The organism is Deinococcus cellulosilyticus NBRC 106333 = KACC 11606 (genome assembly GCF_007990775.1).
Lineage (GTDB): Bacteria > Deinococcota > Deinococci > Deinococcales > Deinococcaceae > Deinococcus_C > Deinococcus_C cellulosilyticus.
Genome location: NZ_BJXB01000013.1, coordinates 1 through 17,804, shown reverse-complemented (window position 1 = coordinate 17,804; position 17,804 = coordinate 1). Strand labels below are relative to the sequence as shown.

The following is a 17,804-nucleotide window of genomic DNA, read 5'->3' as shown; positions in this document are numbered from 1 at the left end:
CCTGTAGGAGCGCCCATGAACCCGAGTGGAGTCATCAAAGCCAAATGGTTCACTGCCCTGGCCGTGTTGTTTGTGATGGTGGTGGGCGGGGTGATCGTTGGCCTGTCTGAAAAGCAGGCGTTCGAGATGGACCGCAGAATCGTCCAGCAGCGGTCCGATGAGCAGATTCGTGCCCTGCAGCATGAACTGGAGAACTCCATTTCTGCGGTATACGCTCTGGCTGCTGTGGTGCGGCAGAACAAAGGAACGGTGGATGAGTTCTATCCTCTGGCCGAACAGATGCTGCAGGTCTATCCGGGCATCCGTGCCCTGCAACTTGCCCCTGAAGGCATCATCCGTTACACCCACCCGTACCTGAACAATGACGCTGCTTTTGGCCTGAACCTCTTCACCGATGAACGCACCAAAGTGTACTCCGAGCAGGCGGTGAAGACCCGCAAACTCACCCTGGCAGGCCCTGTGGAGTTGATTCAGGGCGGGCAGGGTCTGGTGGCCCGCAACCCTGTCTTCTTGCAGGATGGGCGCTTCTGGGGCTTCGTACAGGTGGTGCTGGATCTGCCCCAGCTTCTCAGGCTGGCGAACCTCTCCCTGCTGGAACAGGAGGGGTACAGCTATCGACTGACCTTCACCAATCCCAACAACGACCAGCAACAATCCATTGCAGCCTCCCAGAGCCCTCTGACAGATCACCCTCTGGCAGTGCCCATCCAGGTGCCCAATGGGAAATGGATGCTGGAAGTCACTCCCGCCCAGGGGTGGCTGGACGCCACGGCCATCCTGCTGAAAAGCATTTTTGTGCTGGTGCTTTCTGGGATGGTGGGCCTGCTGGTCTGGCTGATCATGCGTCAGCCCCTGAAGCTCACCCAGATCGTGATGGAACGCACCCAGGAACTGGGAGAATCGCTGGCCCTGCTGGAAGCCATTTTTGATGCCACCAGCGATGCCATGCTGGTGGTGGACAGTGGGGGCCGCATGGTGACCTGCAACACCCAGTTTCTGACCCTGTGGGGGATCTCCAGGCAGGAACTGCAGAACTACGGGAATCTGGCTTTGCGGTACCCTCCCATCCTCAAGCAGATCAGCGATTTTGAGGCTTTCCGGGAGGTGCTGCAGGAATCCCTGCGCTCCCCTGAACGCACACAGAGTGACCTGATCTATCTGGAGAATGGTCGGGCACTGGAATACATCTCCAAGCCTTACTACCTGCACCAGCAGATCCGTGGGAAACTCTGGGCTTTCCAGGACGTTACACAGCGCCGCAGGGCAGAGGAGAGGGTCAGAACACTGGCTTACTATGACCGTCTGACCCTGCTTCCAAACCGCGCCTACCTGGAAGAAAACGGCCCCAGACTCCTGCAGGAGGTGCACGAGAGCAATGGCACCCTTGCTTTTCTGTACCTTGATCTGGACAATTTCAAAACCATCAATGATTCGCTTGGCCCCAACATTGGAGACCGGGTGCTGCACTATTTTGGCCAGCGCCTCAAGCAGGTGCTTTCTGTGCGGGACCAGCTCATTCACCTCAGTGGAGATGAATTTGTGCTGTTGATGCCCCACATCACCCCCCAGAAGGTGCAAGACACCCTGCAGGAGATCATCGAACTGACCCGGCAGCCCTTTGCCATTGAGGGCAAGCAACTGCTGGCCACACCCAGCATCGGGGTGGTGTTCTACCCGCAGGACGGGACGGACCTCGATACCCTGATGCGCAATGCAGACACCGCCATGCACCAGGCCAAAGCCACCGGGCGCAACACCTACCAGATCTTCACCCCAGAAATGAGCAAAGCGGCCACCGAACGCCTGCAGGTGGAAACCGACCTGCGGCAGGCCATTGAAAACAATGAGTTCATCGTCTTTTACCAGCCGATCATCAATGCGCAGACCGGAGAGTGCATAGCTGCAGAAGCCCTGATCCGCTGGCTGCATCCTGAGAAGGGCATGATTCCCCCCATCCGTTTCATTCCCATTGCTGAATCCACGGGCCTGATCCTGCCCCTTGGACGCTGGATTCTCAATGAGGTCTGCCGCCAGAACCATGAGTGGCGTGAAAACGGTCAGCCCATGATCCCGATTGGCGTGAACTTCTCTGCCCTGCAATTCAGACAGAATGATGTGCTGGACACCATCCAGGAGGCCCTTGAGCGCTTTGATCTGCCTGCCCAGTACCTGCAGGTGGAACTCACCGAGAGCCTGGTCATGCAGGATGTGGAAAAAACCACCCAGATCCTGCACGACCTCAGTCGTCTGGGGGTCATGAGCGCCATTGATGACTTTGGGACAGGGTACTCCAGTCTGGCCTACCTGAAGCGTTTTCCCATCCGCAAAATCAAGATTGACCGCTCATTCATCCGGGACCTCACCCATGACCCGGACGATCAGATTCTGGTGAAGGCCATGATTGATCTGGCCCGCAACATGCATCTGCACGTGGTGGCGGAAGGGGTTGAAGACGAACAGCAACTGCAGGTCCTGCGCAGCATGGGGTGCCATGAAATCCAGGGGTATTTGATCAGCCGCCCAGTGCCAGCAAAAGAATTTCAGCAGTTTCTGGGGAACCTCAGCACGGCCCCCAGTTTCAGAAACAAGCTGGATTGAGCCAGAGCAATGCAGAACACGGCACCGCAGCACTTCAAAGGTGGGATTTCCTGCTGTGCTATGTTGGTTTCTATGCTCCGCCTGATCATCAACCCCCATGCCTCCAGAGGTCACCTTGAAGACAAGCTTCCCCGCCTGCTTGCTGCCTTGCAACAGCGGGGTATGCGTTTCTCCCAGCATGTGACCCGACACCCTGCAGAGGTGTTTCAGGTGGCGCAGGGCTGGGACCCATTAACCGACACCCTGCTGGCTGTGGGCGGAGATGGCACGGTGCAGTCTGTTGCAAAATTTGCTGTTCAAAAGGGTTTTCAGATGGGCATTGTCCCTTTTGGCAGCGCCAATGACTTTGCAAGCTGTCTGGGATGGAGCACCCAGCCTGATGAGGCCCTGCGCCGCCTGACAGAAGCAGTGACCCCTGTAGATCTGGGGGTCATGGGTGAAGAAGGCCTGTTTGTGAACGGCCTGGGCATGGGCTTTGACGCTCTGGCCGGGAAGCTCAGCTATGATGCTCCCGCGTACCTGACAGGGATGCCTCGCTACCTCTGGGCGGTAGGGAAGGCCCTGAAGCAACTGCAGAATTTGCAGGTGCAGATTGTGGCAGATGGGCGTGAAATCTACGCTGGCCCTTCCTTTCTGGTGTCAGTGATGAACTCCACCCGTTATGGCGGTGGGTTCAAAGTGGCCCCCCAGGCCCATCCCGCAGATGGCCTGCTGGACATCGTGATTGGCAAAGAGATCAGCAAAAGCACCCTCGCTGCAGTGTTGCCTCTGGTGGTCATGGGCCAGCACACTGCCCTGCCTTATGTGATGATTGCACGGGCCAGAGAGGTCACCGTGCGCTGGGAACGGCCCCAGGTATGCCACCTGGATGGCGAGATGCTGCAGGACCGCACCGAATGCCAGATTTGCATTCAGCCTGCCGTTCTGCAGCTTCAGGGCCGCCTGAAAAACTACAGCTGATCAGACTTTTCTGCGCAGGAACACACCAATGCCGAAAGACAGGGCACGGGCAGGTTGCACCACCAGCCTTTTTTCCCAGATCATGCCTGCGCTTGAGCCCCCATCAAGCAGAATCACATCCTTTGCCTTCATTTTCATCATGATCTTGCCGACCTCTGCAAGGGTGAGCGCCTGAGGACTGGTGATGAAGATCAGGTACTCGTTGTTGACAAGGCCCACAGCACTTCTCTTGGCCCTTCCCCACACGGCAGGGTCACGGTAGCCCTCCACCCTGGGCTGGATCACCAGACGCCCACTGCGGACCACGTGAGGCCCGGTGGCAATCACCGTTTCGTAGCCTTTCCAGGAGCCAATCCGGTCATGGATGCGGGCCTTGTTGTCAGCGGTGAGCGACAGTGCTGTCTGAATGCGTCCAGAGGCCAGCTGGCGGCCCTGAAACACCAGGTCTCCCGCAGGAATGTAAGACTGTGGGTGAAAATAACCGCCGTTGATGGCCGCCACCAGTTCGGGTTGCTGGGCCAGATAACGCAATCGGGCCCCTCCATGCCCCAGACCTGCAGTGGGCAGCAGGGGACTGATCTTGACCCTGGGATGGGCCAGATTCACATGGATGGCGTAAACAGGCACACCCAGAACCTTTTTGCTGGACATCGCCACCGCAAAAGGCAGGGGTGGGTTTCTGGGAACAACAACTTTCTGCACAGGTTTTCCACTGACCTTCAGTTTCTGGCCTGAGTAAATGGTGTTGCTTTTCAGATGGTTGATGGCCTTCAGGCGGTCAACCGTGATTTTGTGTTTCTGGGAGATGCTCCACAGGGTGTCTCCTCGCTTGACGGTGTAGGTGCTGGCCGCCATTGCAGGGCTCAGGCAACCCAGGAGAAAAACGGACCACAGAACATGCCGAAGAGGTTGACGCATGGTTCCCCCATTCAAGCCAGCAGCAATGAAGTTTGTGTTGATGTGCACTGGCTGTTCCGTCAGAACAAGCCTGATGATAGCAAAAGCAAAGTGTGGATTGAACGTAAAAATTAAAAACAGATTTATCTGCCTTTCAAAATTCAGTCAGCTTACAAAGAAACATGAAAATCGGTCATGCATTGAAATCATGTCTGCTTTAGGATAATTGTTTACCTCAAATGAAATATGACATTTCGTACAGATTGGGTTCAGTTGTTTCACTGCAGACCTGCTGACCCTGGACTGTAAATGTTGCCTGCTCCCTTTTCAGCCCCCTGCCCTGCATAATGCTGGGTATGGACCGGTTAACCCGACTGCTGGGCATGCTCACCTTACTGATGGGAACAGAAAGAATCACCGCTGCAGAGCTCGCTGAACGCTTTCAGGTGTCCAAAAGAACCATTTATCGGGACATTGCTGTGCTTGAAGAAGCCGGAATTCCCGTGGTGCTCTTCCCTGGCAAGAGTGGCGGAATTGGGGTGATGGAAGGGTACGCTCTGGACCGCACCATCCTCTCGCAGAGTGAGGTGCTGAACCTGATGCGCCTGATGAACAGTTTTGTACAACTTCCCATGGGGATGGAGCAGGTCCAGATCTACGAGAAACTTCAACTGCTTTTGCGCAAGAACCATCCTGAAGGTCAGCCTGCAGGAATGCAGGAGATCGTGATTGACCACACCTCCTGGAGTTCCACGAGCGTGGACCTGGAGAAGCACAACCTGCTGCTTCAGGCCATTCGCAAGAGACAGAAGGTGAAGTTCCAGTATCACAAGCCCACCAGCGAGCAGCCCGAGGAGCGCACGGTGGAGCCATACTCCCTGATTCTGAAAACAGGCTACTGGTATCTGCTGGGATTCTGCTGCAGCAGGCAGGACTTCAGGCAATTCCGGTTCAGCCGGATCGGTCAATTGCAGGAGCTTTCAGAATGCTTTGAACCCAGAGCCGTCCCGCAGGAGATGCTGAACATTCAGGAGAACTGGTTCAGGCGCACCCCTCCCATTCAGATCAGGTTCGCTGTGGACCGGGAAGGCATTCCCAGAATCACCGAATGGTTTGGGGTGAATGCCCTGAAGCACCGGGAGGAGGGCCGGGCCATTTTTGAGTTCTCCGCTCCCGAAGATGAATGGCTTTACGGGCTCCTGCTGCAGCTTGGAGATCAGGTGGAGATTCTTTCCCCGCCCCATCTGCGTGATGTTATTTGCCAAAAAGCCCTGAGGGTTTATGAGCGGTACCAAAAGTTGACATCCTGATGTCACACCCTGCAGGTACAGTGAATCCAGAGAGGAAAACGCATGACACAGCAACTGGATTACACTGCATCTCCTGCAAAAGACATTCTCCACCATCTTTTCCACTCGGGTTCGTTCATGAATCCTGCTGCCCTCCTGGAAGGCCTCACCCCTGAGCAGGCCAGCACACGCCCTGAAGGCCTGCCGCACTCCGTTGCAGAAGTGGTGGCCCACACCCACTTCTGGCTGAACTGGGTGGTGAACATTGCCCGTGGGGGCACCCCGATTCCCACCCCACATGCAGCAGTGGGATGGCCAGAGGTCGATGCTGTCGGCTGGGAACAGCTCCGGGCAGACTTTCTTGAGGTCATGGGTGCTCACCAGACCTTCACCCAGCAGGAACTGGACCGTCCCCTCTTCACCACACCCCACTACGGCTGGGAGAAGCACTCTGTTGGGTCTGCTCTCGCAGATCTGGCCGTCCATACCGCACACCACCTTGGGCAGGTCGTGACCATCCGCCAGGCCCTGAAGCTCTGGCCTCCACCTGCCGGGCCTTACACCTGGTAAAATCCCCCCTTTAAAACCCTTTTCCCATTTCGCCCACCTTTTATTCAAGGAGGTTCCCATGACCATTGCCACAGAAACCCGCACCCAGCCCCTGAGCGAACTGCTGTTCTCCGATCTGGATCAGGAATTTGCCACCACCCGCAAATTTCTGGAGCTCATCCCCATGGAGCAGGCAGACTTCAAACCCCACGAGAAGAGCTTCAGTCTGCTTCACCTTGCCAACCACCTGGCAGGGTTTCCCACCTGGGGCCTGGAGACCCTGAAGCTGGATGTGATCGATTTTCAGGAGCAAGGCGAGCCCCCAAAACCCCTCACCACCAGAGAGGAACTGCTGGAACTCTTTGACCGTTCCCTTGCTGAATTCAAAGAGACCCTGAAACAGAGTTCTGATGAGCATCTCAACTTTGTCTGGACCATGAAGTCTGGCGATCAGGTGTTCCTGCATCATCCCAGATGGCAGGTGCTCCGAACGGGCATCATCAGCCACATGGTGCACCACAGGGCACAACTGGGGGTCTACCTCAGGCTGCTGGGTGTTCCCGTGCCCCAGTCTTATGGCCCCACAGCAGACCATCCGTAAAGATTTTCATCAGGAGGCTCCTTCGGGGGCCTTTTTCTTTGTGGGGTGGAGGGAAACTCGGTAAACTGTTAACGATGAAGAAGGCAGAGTACCAGAGTCTGGCTGACGCCGCAGGATTGCACCATTATTTCGAAACCAGCTGGGAACTCTACTGGAAGCATGGCAGAGGGCCAACCCCCAGGCAGTCGCCAGAGGACCTGATCGAGGCGTATTACACTGCACGGGACCTGTCTTCCACCTTCAGGCACAAGATCGAGGACATCAGCGAAACCCTGAAGGTCCGCACTTCCATGCGCCCACAGGGCATCAAAAGCCCGAGCCGCATTCTGGAGAAGATGAAATCCCACCCTCCAGGCCAGCGCAGGGTCCCCAACGACATCCTGGGCAGCAAACTGACCTGCAAGAGCATCCAGAGCATGTACGAGGTCGCAGAGAAACTCCCCAGGTACATCGAGGTGGTTCATTTTTCGGACCGGGTGATCCGGCCCCACCAGTCCGGTTACCGTGACCTGCAATTTCTGGTGGTGGTGGAGCCTGAGTCCCGTCACATTGGTGAGGTGAAGATCGTACACGAGCAGCTGGACGCGCTTGACCAGTATGAGCACCGCATTTACGAGATCACCCGCGAGATCACCGCAGAGTTTCGCAGCAAAGAACTCTCTCCGGTACAGCAGCGCATTCTGGAAGAACTGGCCCGCGCAAGTGATAATCTATATGCCTGGCTCTGGAAGGACATCCTGAGCAGGGAAGAACACCTCTGATGCGCTACTACCTGTACGGACACACCCCTGTCAAACTGGAAACCACCACTTCGGGCAGCCTGAAGGTGCTGGTGTTCAACCCCAAGACCCGCAGTTTCTACCCGGACTGCACGCTCTACCCGGCCATTCTGTTTGGCAGAGGAGACGAGATCCGGCAAATCGATGAGGCAGAGTTCAGACAGCTGACTGCCTGAGGCATTTTGCCCTGGAACCCGGGATCTTCCCGGGTTCTTTTTGTTCTCAGGTCAGAATGCATCATGGTCTTTACGCTCCTCTCATATTATGTTATAATTGAAAAGTAGTCGATGGATTTCGCATAGATTCCCCAGCTGTTTCAGAAAGGACAGAATGATTGAAGTTGCCCAGCAGCTCCGCAAGGAGTCCCTGCCGTCTTTGACCATTGTCGGGCTTGAGATTGTCGCACCTCCACAGGATCTTGGAAAAGCCGTTCCAGAGGCCTGGGAGACCCTGATTCGAAGAGAAATGGAAATCCAGTACCCTGCAGAAACCGGCATTTATTATGGTGCCTTTCGGGAAAAAGACCATCTGGCAGGTGAAGACGCTTTGCACCATTATGTGGTTGGTCTGGCTGTGCTCCATCTTGCCAGCGTTCCCGAAGGCATGGTCTCCGTCCAGATCCCTGCTGCCGAATACATCACAGGAGCAGCCCAGGGCGGCCCGGAAAGCATCGCAACCACCTATCAGGTGCTGCACCAGTGGTTCAGAAAAGAACAGCTTCCACGGCTCCCAGAGGCTTATGGATTGGAGCGCTTCGACTTCTTGCGCCAGAGTGTGCTGCCCCCCTACACCCATTTTGATTTCGACATCTCTCTACCCTTTCACATCCTTCCCCAACCCCATCAGGAGGAATCATGATCACAGGCATCAGTCACATCACCCGTTACGTGCAGGACGCAGAAGCTGCCCTCAGGTTCTACACCGAAGTGCTGGGCTTCCAGAAGTGCGCAGACATGGAAGTCGGGCCAGGAATGCGCTGGCTCACCGTTCAGGCCCCCGGTCAGACCGGCGTGGAACTGGTGCTTTTCGAACCCCGCGTCTGGCTGAAAGATGAAACCCAGCTTGCCCAGGCAGAAGGCATGCTGGACCATCAACCCCAGCTGGTTTTTGCCACCGAAGACATCGACGCTGCACTGGTCCGCCTGAAAGATGCCGGTGTGCAACTGGACACCCCAGAAGTCAGGGACCTTCCCTGGGGCCGCGACCTGGAATTCCGTGACCTGACGGGAAGCTCCATCAATCTGGTGCAGGCCAAGCCCATGCCCGTCTTCCAATAAGACCCTGTTTCAAATTTTAAACCGATTCTGATTGAGTTTGAATTTTGATGGCAGATGAATCTGGAAGGGTTTTGAGTTGTTTTTTGCTGGTGTTTAAAGGTGAGTCACGCAAAATTTGCATTTGAGTGCTTTATCTTCATGAAACATGCTTCTTGTTTTATTTCCAATTCCCACCCCCTGAAAACCTCAGGGGGGTGATTTTTTCAGGAGGTCTTTCCCGATGGCCTGACCAGTCCTGAATTGAACGCATACACCACTGCTTCAGCCCTGTCCCGGACACCCAGTTTCTGGAAAATGCGCGTAACGTGCGTTTTCACGGTGGCTTCGCTGATGGCCAGGACATCTGCAATCTCCAGATTGTTTTTTCCAGATCCTATATGCTTCAGAACCTCAATCTCACGCTCGGTCAGGTCCTCAGGCAGTGGGGCCTTCTGATGCAACCCCTGGAAGGTGGAAAGAACCCTCTGGCTCACCGCAGGATCAAGCCACATGCCTCCCGAGGCGACCGTCTGGATGGCCCGCAGCAAATCCTCAGGTGCAGCATCCTTGAAGATGAACCCTCTGGCCCCATGCTGCAAGGCACCAAGCAAGGCAGCGTCCTCATCAAAGGTGGTCAGCATCAGCACATGGGCCGGGTGTCCAGAAGCCCTCAGCTGCTTCAGGGCTTCAATGCCCCCAACCTGCTTCATCCGCACATCCATCACCACCACCTGAGGCTGGGTGCGTTCTGCCAGGGCCATCACCTCCGAGCCATCGCTGCACTCCCCGACAATCTGACAGTCCACATCCTCATCCAGAATCAGGCGCAACCCTGCCCGCACCAGGGCCTGATCATCCACCAGCAGCAAACGAATCATCCTCTTGCACCCTCTACAGGAAGATCGATCTTCAGGACCCACAGGCCCTGATGAACCCCAAAGCTGAGGCTGCCATGTCTCTGGTGGGCACGCTCCTGCATCCCTTTCAGACCAAAACCTGTGCCTTGCAAGTGGTCTTTTCTGACAGGATTGCTGACCAGCAATTGAATCTGCTGGTTCTCAAGGGTGAGCTGTACACAGACCGTTCCATCCCCATGCTTGCTGGCATTGGTGAGGGCCTCCTGCACCATCCGATACAGGTCCAGTTCTGCTGCTGCGGGCAACTCTGGCAACACATCAGCCTGCCAGTCCAACTGCAGCCCTGCCTGCCTGAAGCTTTCCACCAGTTGCGGCAGGTCGGACAGTCGGGGGAGGGGAGCCTGTCCGGTTTCTCCAAGCAATCCCACGGTTCTGCGGAGTTCCATCATGCTCTCTCTGCCCAGGGCCTCTGCCTGCAGGAGGGCCGTGCGTGCCTTTTCAGGGTTCTTTTCAAGATGCATTCTTGCCCCCCCGATGTGCAGCAGGGTGGTGGTGAGGGTGTGGCCCACCACATCGTGCACCTCCCGGGCAATCCGCTGCCTTTCCTGTTGTTCTGCCTGCAATTTCAATTGCTCCTGTGCCGCCATCAATTGCGCGACAGCCTGATTGCGCTCCCTCAGCAACTCGCCCACCAGACCCCCTGCCACCACGCCCAGAATCCGTGAAAGGGCATCAGCAAACTCCCCATAAATGAACATCACCAGCACAAAACTGAAGAGCGAGAACAGCCCAGCACCAATCACCTGTCTGCGGGTCCCCACCAGGGCCACCCACAGCATCATCACCGCCATCAGGGCAGGGGAGAGGGCATCCCTGCCGATCAGGACCAGCACAAAATTGGTCAGGATCACTCCAGCTGCGAACACCAACACAGGAAGCACTGGCCTGCCCACATGCCCAACCCACACCCCGAACTGCACCACCAGAAGCGAGAGCAGCAGAACAGGACTGTGGGAGAGGTCTCCCAGAATGCTGTTTCTCCTCTCCTCGTCCAGAAAGACCGTGCCCAGAACGCCTGCAGCCACTGCACCCAGAAACCACAGGCGGGTCACGGCACTTGGCAGCTCAGGTCGCATCACGCTCAGAATACCTCAACTTTGCAGCGGGCAGCTTGCGTTGTTTCCGGGCAAGATACACCCCGAAAAAAGGACGCAGGAAAGGCACCCGAACCACCAGATCACTGAGGAGAACCGTCAGAACGCCAGAGACCAGCAAGACAGAAGCGTAACCCAGACCCACATTCAGGTTCCACTTGAAGACCACATAAGCCACCACCACGACCACGGTCTGGTGCCAGATGTAAAAGGGGTACACCCGCTCACGGCCCCACCTGATCCAGGCCGCCTCCATGGTGAAAATCCTGGAGGCCAGCCCCAGAATGGCAATGAGGCCAGCCCACTGGTTTACGGCCCTCAGGGCCATCCAGATCAGAAACTCTGCAGAATACGGCTCAAAACTCCCCTCATGCATCCCCATCAGCCACAGGGGCGCAGTGATGGCCAGCAGCAGGCCAGCACGTTTCCAGTTCTTTTCCACCTGCTCCTGCAGCCTTGCAGACCCGGTGATCCAGAAGCCAAAGCAGAACAGAGCGCCATAGTGAAAATTGTTTGCCCAGTCATGAAAGAAATCCTGCTGGGTCGGGAAGGCACCCCGCAGGGTCACATCAATGACCACCAGCAGCAGTCCCATCTGCCAGAGGTTCCAGCGGGGCATTCCTGCACTGCGCCAGCGTTGCAACAAAGGCACCAGCACCACGCTGAACACAAACAGGTAGAACAAAAACCACAGGTGATGCCAGCTGAGGTCCCCTTCCGGGTAAGGCACAAAATTCCGCTGGAGCATGAACTCCCACAAAGTCCCGGAGAAATTCACTGCACTGATCCGGTCTGGATTCTCAGGGGTGATGCGCTCAATGTAGATCTGGGGAGGCACAATCACAAAAATCCCAAAGATGAGCGGCAAGAAGAGCCTGCGCACCCGGTCCCAGATGAAACTCCCGGAGGAGCGCTTCTTCAGGGCAAAATACGTGCCTGCCCCCGACACCAGAAACAGGAGGGGCAACCGCCACATGGTCAGCACATCGTTGAACAGCTGAACAGCAAAGGAAAGCTCAGGGCTCTTGACGTGCCAGGCCTCAAAATCAAAGGCCCTGCCAGAGTGGTACACCAACCCCAGAAACACCGCAATGATCCTCAATGCGTCCAGATAAATCAGCCTTGATGCAGGTTTTGTCTCCATGAGGACAGCGTAGAGAAAAGCCTGTTTTCTGGCGTCCAACCAGAGGGGGAGAGCGGATCAGACTGCAGGAGGACTCAGGTATCCCTGATGTGCTGTGCTGCCTGCTGATACGCTTGCAGGAGTTTCTGTCTTTCCAGAGGACGTGTATTGAAATTTGTTGGACTCGGATGACCGACTTCCAGAATTTTATGGGCTTCCTGCACCTTGTACGGCAACAGTTTCCACCCTTCCTGAGCAGCTTTTCCATGCAAAACCACCACCTGCAGTTCTGACAGGAGGGGCAAGAGCAAACGGAGTTCCTGCATGCCCAGGTTCAGTTCCTGCCTGTTGGGTTTGCGAACCTCATGCAGGTACCAGGGCACCACATTCCAGCACATCACCTGACTTCTGGGAAGATCGGCCTCCTGCAAAGTCAGAAACACATTCTTTGCGGTCTGGTCATTGTTGTCACAGGAGATGAAGCCACTGCCCTTGCCTGCTGACGCTTTTGGACCAGGGGACTCGAGCAACAGCAGCACCTGTGTGTGGACACCTCCTGAAAAGGGATCGAAAAGCGGGAGCTGAACCTCTGGAAGCTGCAGCAGCTTTGCCAGAGTAGCCTTCCTCTCTTGAAGCCAGTCCACCAGGGGAGCCACATGAGGCAAGTCAAGTGCTGCTGTGCGTTCTGCAATGGCCTCAGGGGATTTCAGGGAGAGGGGAGAGGAGGGAGGAGAAAACATGGCTCAGGGTAGCACGATCAAAATGACCCGATCAAAACGGAACACCCCCGAAGAAACCTTCGGGGGTGTTTGCACTCCGGTGTGGATCGAAGTTCCTCAGCAGTTCATCAAACAGGTGTTCAAGAGCACTGAGGGAACCACTCGCTCGGTGACCCGAGCAAAGGGTTATTTGACTTCGACTTTGGCGCCAGCAGCTTCCAGAGCAGCCTTGACTTTCTCGGCTTCTTCTTTGGAAACGGCTTCCTTGATGGCGCCACCTTTTTCGGTGAGGTCTTTGGCTTCTTTGAGGCCCAGACCGGTGATGGCACGCACTTCTTTAATGACGTTGATTTTGTTGGCGCCAGCGTCCACCAGCACAACGTCAAATTCGGTCTGCTCTTCTTTCACTTCAGTAGCAGCAGCTCCGCCACCGGAGACGGCGACAGCAGCGGTGACGCCCCACTTCTCTTTGAGGGTGTCGATCAGGTCGGCGAGTTCGAGAATGGTGGCCTGTTCCAGCAGTTCGATGACTTGGTCTTTGTTAAGAGCCATGATGGTTCCTCCAGGGAAATGTCGCTACGCGACAGAGAGAGTTCTTGGTGTGACGGACTGAACAGTGCTTACGCAGACTGTTCGAGCTTCTCTTTGTAGGCTTCGAGGATGCCCACGAAGTTGGACATGTGGCCAGCAAGCACGCCAACGAGTTGAGCGCGTTGATCTTGCAGGGTGCCCAGAGAAGCAATCTTGGTCACGGTGTTGGCGTCGATCTTGACGCCGTTGAGCAGACCGGCCTTGGCGGCAGGAATGCCTTTGTCGTTGCCTTTCGCGGCATCGGCGAGCACCTTGGCAGCTCCGGCGGGGTCCTTGTCGGCAAGAACCACAGCGCTGGGGCCGTGCAGGATGTCGGCGAAGTCATGTCCGCCGTCTTTAAGTGCCAGACGAACGAGGGTGTTCTTGGCGACGATCAGCTGGCAGCCTTTCTCGCGCAGTTCTCTGCGGAGTTTGCTGATCTGACCGGCGCTCAGGCCCTGGTAGTCAACGACGTAGAGGGTTTCTACGCCACTTAAGGACTCGCGGAGCGCGGCGAGGCTGGTGATGTTACGGGGATTCGCCACTGTTGTCTCCTTTGCTACTCGGGGACAAGGGTGCTTTGCACCTTCAAAAACTTCCGTGTGCAGGAGTGACCCACACACGGAAATCCGTTCTTGTCACTCGGCAGGATCTTTAAACCTTGGCAGGTCCCTGCTGTCTTCGTTGCCAGATTGTGAAGTGCAATTGCACCGGGGTGCCTTTTGGGCGGGTGGAGCAGGGTGAGCCAGCGGCCCACCCCTACATGGGTTTACTGCGCGCTGTAGGCCAGAGCGATGGAAGGACCCATGGTGGTGGTCAGGTACACGCTTCTGATGTACACGCCTTTGGCAGCGGCGGGTTTTGCGCCTTCCAGGGCAGTGAACAGGGCACGGGCGTTTTCCACCAGCTTCTCGGGGGAGAAGTCAGCTTTGCCGATGGGCGCGTGAACCACACCGGTCTTGTCGTTGCGGAACTCGATGCGTCCAGCTTTCAGGCCTTTGACCATGCCAGCAACGTCGAGACCGACGGTGCCGCTCTTGGGGTTGGGCAGCAGGCCACGGGGACCGAGGATGCGGGCAAGTTTCTTACCCACTTCGGCCATCACATCGGGGGTGGCGACCAGGGCGTCGAAGTCCATGAATCCACCGACGATGCGGTCGATCAGTTCTTCTGCACCGAAAACGTCGGCTCCGGCAGCTTCAGCTTCCTGGAGTTTTTCGCCTTTGGTGATCACAGCAACGCGCACAGAGCGACCGGTGCCGTGGGGCAGGGCCACAGTGCCACGGACGTTCTGGTCGGACTTGCGGGGGTCAATGCCCAGACGCAGGTGCACTTCCACGGTCTCGTTGAACTTGGCGCTGGCAATTTCCTTCACCAGTGCGGTGGCTTCTTCGATGGTGTATTGCTTGTTGCGGTCCACTTTGGAGACCAGAGCGTTGTAGCGCTTGCCGTGCTTAGGCATTGGGGGCCCCCTCGATGGTGACGCCCATGCTGCGGGCGGTACCCATGACGATCTTGGCGGCGGCTTCGAGGCTGCCAGCGTTCAGGTCGGGCATTTTGGTTTCAGCAATTTTCAGCACTTGATCGTAGCTGAGTTTGCCGACTTTGGCTTTGTTGGGGGTGGCGCTTCCCTTGGCAATACCACTGGCCTTGCGGATCAGGTAGCTCATGGGAGGGGTTTTGGTGATGAAGGTGAAGCTGCGGTCCGCGTAGATGGTGATTTCCACGGGGATGATGGCGTCGCCCTTGTCCGCGGTGGCAGCATTGAACTCTTTGCAGAAGCCCATGATGTTGGCGCCGTGTTGACCGAGAGCGGGACCTACTGGTGGGGCAGGGGTTGCCTTACCAGCAGGAAGCTGAAGCTTCACAAATCCGGTGACTTTTTTCATTCTGTTCCTCCTTAGCTCCCCTCAGGCCCTGTGCTGTTGGGTCACAGGCCCGTGGGTGAAACGCTAAGCTTTAAGACTTCTGTACCTGTGCGAAATCCAGTTCGACGGGGGTTTCACGCCCGAAGATCGAGACCAGCACCTTGACTTTGGAGCGTTCCAGGTTCACTTCTGCGACCACACCAGTGAAATCACTGAAGGGGCCAGCCGTGACGCGAACCATGTCTCCATCTTTGAAAGCCACTTTGGGTTTGGCTTTCTCCACCTTCTGTTTTTCCGCCACGCCCACGCTTTGCAGCAGGCGATCCACTTCCTCAGGGGAGAGGGGAACCGGACGGGTGGCCGTGCCCACGAAACCTGTCACACCAGGGGTGCCGCGCACCACTTCCCAGGACTCGCCCAGTTCTCCGGGGTTGTACGGATCATCGACATCCATCTGGACGAAGATGTATCCGGGGAAGAGTTTGCGTTTGACGGTTTCTTTCTTGCCGCCTTCTTTGATCTCAACGGCTTCTTCGGTGGGCTGGAGCACCTGAAAGATCATCTGCCCCCACATGCCATAAGCTTTGGCACGCTTCTGCAGGTTGTCTTCGACGCGGTCTTCCTGACCGACGTATGTGTGAACGGCGTACCATTCGATGCTCATTTCAGTAAGGCTCCCATGCCGAGGTGGAAGAGACGGTCCATGCCCCAGATGAGCAGGGTCATGAAGATCACGAAGATGAAGACCGTTTGGGTACCCTCAAGCACCTGGACACGCGTGGGCCAGTTCACTTTTTTCAGCTCTTCACGAGCTTCCTGGAAGTACCGAACGATCCCTTGCATGATCAGATCTTCTTTTCTTTGAAGGCGACGTGCTTTTTAGCAACGGGGTCGTATTTTTTCAGCTCAAGCTTGGCCTGGGTGTTGCGGCGGTTCTTGGTGGTGGTGTAATAGAACCCGGTGCCCGCAGTGGACTCCATCTTGATCTTGATGCGTGGACCTTCTTTGGCCATGGTGACTTTCTCCTTTCGTTTGCCCTCAGGCAAACTCCCAGTCCTGCACCTGCTTGATGCAAGCCGTCTGGTGTCGGGTCTGCAGAGCAGACAACAGTCCCGATTATTTCATGGATTGGATGCAATTGCAAGGTCTACAGGGCGGTCAGCGTTCAGCCATCAGCATTCAGCAAAAGGCTGTGTGAGAACATTGAATGCTCGTGATCCTGGGTTCAGGGGTTCAGCTCAAAAAGGGATGGCAGCAGTGTTTGGACCAGAAGAATCGCAGCCCTCTGTTGAAACAGAGGGCTGCTTGCATCAAGTGGGTTTCGATGGTTGCTTCTGGCACCCAGGACAGGGTCAAAGGGTTTTCAGTTTCCTGACTCCAGCGATGATCAGGGCGACACCCAGCCACAGGTAGGTGACCATGAAGCCACCAAATTTCAGAGCAGCAAAGCTCGAGTACATCAGAGCCCCAGGTTCAGAAAGATGCTGTGGGTTCTGGAGCAATACAAAAGAAGCCAGATTCTCCAGCACATCGAAGAGGGGCGCAGCCAGAGCAATGCCCATCATCACCTGTCCAGCTTTTTTCAGTTTGCTGGAGTTCTGGAAGGCTTTGATGGGCAGCAAAGTGAGGCAGTAGTGCAGCAGAAAGACACTGAGAATAAAGAAAAAGTCGACGTACTGGGTCAGCCAGTACAGGGAAAGGGTGTTTTTCTGCAGGAGCACCTGATAATAGCCCGTCAGTTTTGCAGCACTGAAAGAAAGCTGTCCAACGAAGTAAGGAACAGGAAACTGACTGAGGGTGTAACTGTAAGTCAGCACCTGGTTGCAAAGGGTGTTGAAGATCATGGCTCCAGCGGTCCAGAGGGCGAGGGCTTTAAAGGGTTTCTGCTGGTTCTGGGTGAGTGCGTTCATGGTGGGCCTCCTATGTATTCCTTGGAATATATGTTATATTCCAAGGAATACAATTGTCAAGAGGTGTCCATGCGTTCATCTGAAAATCCTGTCGAAACCCATCCCGACCTCTATGGTGCCCTGATCCGCGAGATCAGCATCATCCATCAGCAGTTCAGCACCAGAGCCAATCAGGACCTCAAAAACCTGAACCTCAACTTCTCACAGCTCAGCCTGCTCTCGCACATGATGTTTCTGAAAACCCCTGCCAGCATCACCGAACTGGCAGACCAGATGGACCTCAATCAGCCTGCCGTCACCAAAATGGTGCAACACCTTGCGGAGCAGGGCTGGATTGAAATGCAGCCTTCACCGGAAGATGCCCGCAAGAAGTATGTGGTTTTGAAAGAAGAGGGGAGAGGGGTGTTCATGCAGGCCCAGCAAGCCCTCTTCCCACTGTTGCAGCTCAGCTTTGATGGCATGGCCTTGCAGGAGGCGCACTTGACCCTCCACCAGTTGCAGCAGATCCGCAAGAATCTCGCCAGAAAGCTTTAACCTGCAGATCCATCAATGAACCTTGCCCAAAACAAAAAACCTCCCCGAAGGGAGGTTCAAACTTTTAGGGTTTGGATTACTCGAGGACTTTGGAAACGACGCCTGCACCGACGGTACGGCCCCCTTCGCGGATGGCGAAG

At 56.0% G+C, this 17,804-nt stretch carries 23 protein-coding genes; 10 read left to right on the top strand and 13 right to left on the bottom strand.

Going from position 1 to position 17,804, the window contains the following annotated elements:
• The first annotated feature begins 15 nt into the window (after positions 1-15).
• Together DC3_RS14545 and DC3_RS14540 are read left to right on the top strand one after the other, a co-directional pair.
• Complete coding sequence (locus DC3_RS14545) at positions 16-2,598, top strand: bifunctional diguanylate cyclase/phosphodiesterase (protein WP_146885505.1); 2,583 nt, start codon at positions 16-18, stop codon at positions 2,596-2,598.
• A 72-nt stretch (positions 2,599-2,670) separates the two neighbouring features.
• A complete protein-coding gene (locus DC3_RS14540; protein WP_186816047.1) occupies positions 2,671-3,558 on the top strand; it encodes a diacylglycerol/lipid kinase family protein in 888 nt (295 codons plus the stop codon).
• On the opposite strand, the gene DC3_RS14535 is transcribed toward DC3_RS14540, so the two are convergent.
• On the bottom strand, positions 3,559-4,476 hold the full coding sequence (locus DC3_RS14535; RefSeq protein WP_222594772.1) for a phosphodiester glycosidase family protein: 918 nt from the start codon (positions 4,474-4,476) through the stop codon (positions 3,559-3,561).
• Positions 4,477-4,811: 335 nt separating this feature from the next.
• On the opposite strand from DC3_RS14535, the gene DC3_RS14530 reads away from it, so the two are divergent.
• From DC3_RS14530 to DC3_RS14500, 7 genes are all read left to right on the top strand, one after another.
• Positions 4,812-5,765, top strand: coding sequence for a helix-turn-helix transcriptional regulator (locus tag DC3_RS14530; RefSeq protein ID WP_186816046.1), 954 nt, complete (start codon positions 4,812-4,814; stop codon positions 5,763-5,765).
• A 42-nt stretch (positions 5,766-5,807) separates the two neighbouring features.
• Complete coding sequence (locus DC3_RS14525) at positions 5,808-6,314, top strand: DinB family protein (protein ID WP_246130675.1); 507 nt, start codon at positions 5,808-5,810, stop codon at positions 6,312-6,314.
• A 58-nt stretch (positions 6,315-6,372) separates the two neighbouring features.
• Complete coding sequence (locus DC3_RS14520; RefSeq protein ID WP_146885499.1) at positions 6,373-6,894, top strand: DinB family protein; 522 nt, start codon at positions 6,373-6,375, stop codon at positions 6,892-6,894.
• 74 nt (positions 6,895-6,968) lie between these two features.
• Positions 6,969-7,655, top strand: a complete 687-nt coding sequence (locus DC3_RS14515; protein ID WP_186816045.1) for a nucleotidyltransferase family protein — start codon at positions 6,969-6,971, stop codon at positions 7,653-7,655.
• A complete protein-coding gene (locus DC3_RS14510) occupies positions 7,655-7,849 on the top strand; it encodes a hypothetical protein (RefSeq protein WP_146885495.1) in 195 nt (64 codons plus the stop codon). The genes DC3_RS14515 and DC3_RS14510 overlap by 1 nt, the downstream gene beginning before the upstream one ends.
• Positions 7,850-8,003: 154 nt before the next feature.
• Positions 8,004-8,531: a GyrI-like domain-containing protein gene (locus tag DC3_RS14505; RefSeq protein WP_146885493.1), complete on the top strand. Its 528-nt coding sequence runs from the start codon at positions 8,004-8,006 to the stop codon at positions 8,529-8,531.
• The gene (locus tag DC3_RS14500) at positions 8,528-8,950 is read left to right on the top strand and encodes a VOC family protein (protein WP_146885491.1); all 423 of its coding nucleotides are present in this window, start codon (positions 8,528-8,530) and stop codon (positions 8,948-8,950) included. Before DC3_RS14505 ends, DC3_RS14500 begins: the two co-directional genes overlap by 4 nt.
• Positions 8,951-9,153: 203 nt before the next feature.
• Here the strand turns inward: DC3_RS14500 and DC3_RS14495 are convergent, their stop codons facing one another.
• The 12 genes from DC3_RS14495 to DC3_RS29195 all read right to left on the bottom strand — a co-directional run bounded on the left by DC3_RS14495 (position 9,154) and on the right by DC3_RS29195 (position 17,130).
• A complete protein-coding gene (locus tag DC3_RS14495) occupies positions 9,154-9,807 on the bottom strand; it encodes a response regulator (RefSeq protein WP_146885489.1) in 654 nt (217 codons plus the stop codon).
• Positions 9,804-10,922: a sensor histidine kinase gene (locus tag DC3_RS14490; RefSeq protein WP_146885487.1), complete on the bottom strand. Its 1,119-nt coding sequence runs from the start codon at positions 10,920-10,922 to the stop codon at positions 9,804-9,806. The genes DC3_RS14495 and DC3_RS14490 overlap by 4 nt, the downstream gene beginning before the upstream one ends.
• Positions 10,912-12,084, bottom strand: a complete 1,173-nt coding sequence (locus DC3_RS14485) for an acyltransferase family protein (RefSeq protein ID WP_146885485.1) — start codon at positions 12,082-12,084, stop codon at positions 10,912-10,914. The genes DC3_RS14490 and DC3_RS14485 overlap by 11 nt, the downstream gene beginning before the upstream one ends.
• A 74-nt stretch (positions 12,085-12,158) precedes the next feature.
• The gene (locus tag DC3_RS14480) at positions 12,159-12,803 is read right to left on the bottom strand and encodes a uracil-DNA glycosylase (RefSeq protein ID WP_146885483.1); all 645 of its coding nucleotides are present in this window, start codon (positions 12,801-12,803) and stop codon (positions 12,159-12,161) included.
• 165 nt (positions 12,804-12,968) lie between these two features.
• Positions 12,969-13,334 (bottom strand): 50S ribosomal protein L7/L12, encoded by a 366-nt coding sequence (rplL, locus tag DC3_RS14475; RefSeq protein WP_146885481.1) that lies wholly within the window; start codon positions 13,332-13,334, stop codon positions 12,969-12,971.
• A gap of 68 nt (positions 13,335-13,402) precedes the next feature.
• On the bottom strand, positions 13,403-13,897 hold the full coding sequence (rplJ, locus tag DC3_RS14470; protein ID WP_146885480.1) for a 50S ribosomal protein L10: 495 nt from the start codon (positions 13,895-13,897) through the stop codon (positions 13,403-13,405).
• 224 nt (positions 13,898-14,121) lie between these two features.
• Entirely contained in the window at positions 14,122-14,814 is a 693-nt protein-coding gene (rplA, locus tag DC3_RS14465) for a 50S ribosomal protein L1 (RefSeq protein ID WP_146885478.1), read from the bottom strand.
• Positions 14,807-15,241 carry a 50S ribosomal protein L11 gene (rplK, locus tag DC3_RS14460; protein ID WP_146885476.1) on the bottom strand — a complete coding sequence of 145 codons (435 nt, stop codon included), beginning with the start codon at positions 15,239-15,241 and terminating at the stop codon, positions 14,807-14,809. Before rplK ends, rplA begins: the two co-directional genes overlap by 8 nt.
• 70 nt (positions 15,242-15,311) lie before the next feature.
• Positions 15,312-15,884 (bottom strand): transcription termination/antitermination protein NusG, encoded by a 573-nt coding sequence (gene nusG / locus DC3_RS14455; protein WP_146885475.1) that lies wholly within the window; start codon positions 15,882-15,884, stop codon positions 15,312-15,314.
• Positions 15,881-16,063, bottom strand: a complete 183-nt coding sequence (gene secE / locus DC3_RS14450; RefSeq protein ID WP_146885473.1) for a preprotein translocase subunit SecE — start codon at positions 16,061-16,063, stop codon at positions 15,881-15,883. The genes nusG and secE overlap by 4 nt, the downstream gene beginning before the upstream one ends.
• Positions 16,064-16,065: 2 nt before the next feature.
• Entirely contained in the window at positions 16,066-16,233 is a 168-nt protein-coding gene (gene rpmG / locus DC3_RS14445) for a 50S ribosomal protein L33 (protein ID WP_146885471.1), read from the bottom strand.
• Between the two features lie 339 nt (positions 16,234-16,572).
• Complete coding sequence (locus tag DC3_RS29195) at positions 16,573-17,130, bottom strand: hypothetical protein (RefSeq protein ID WP_186816044.1); 558 nt, start codon at positions 17,128-17,130, stop codon at positions 16,573-16,575.
• Between the two features lie 69 nt (positions 17,131-17,199).
• Between DC3_RS29195 and DC3_RS29190 the strand changes: the two genes are divergently transcribed.
• Positions 17,200-17,664: a MarR family winged helix-turn-helix transcriptional regulator gene (locus DC3_RS29190; protein WP_186816043.1), complete on the top strand. Its 465-nt coding sequence runs from the start codon at positions 17,200-17,202 to the stop codon at positions 17,662-17,664.
• Positions 17,665-17,804: the final 140 nt, after the last annotated feature.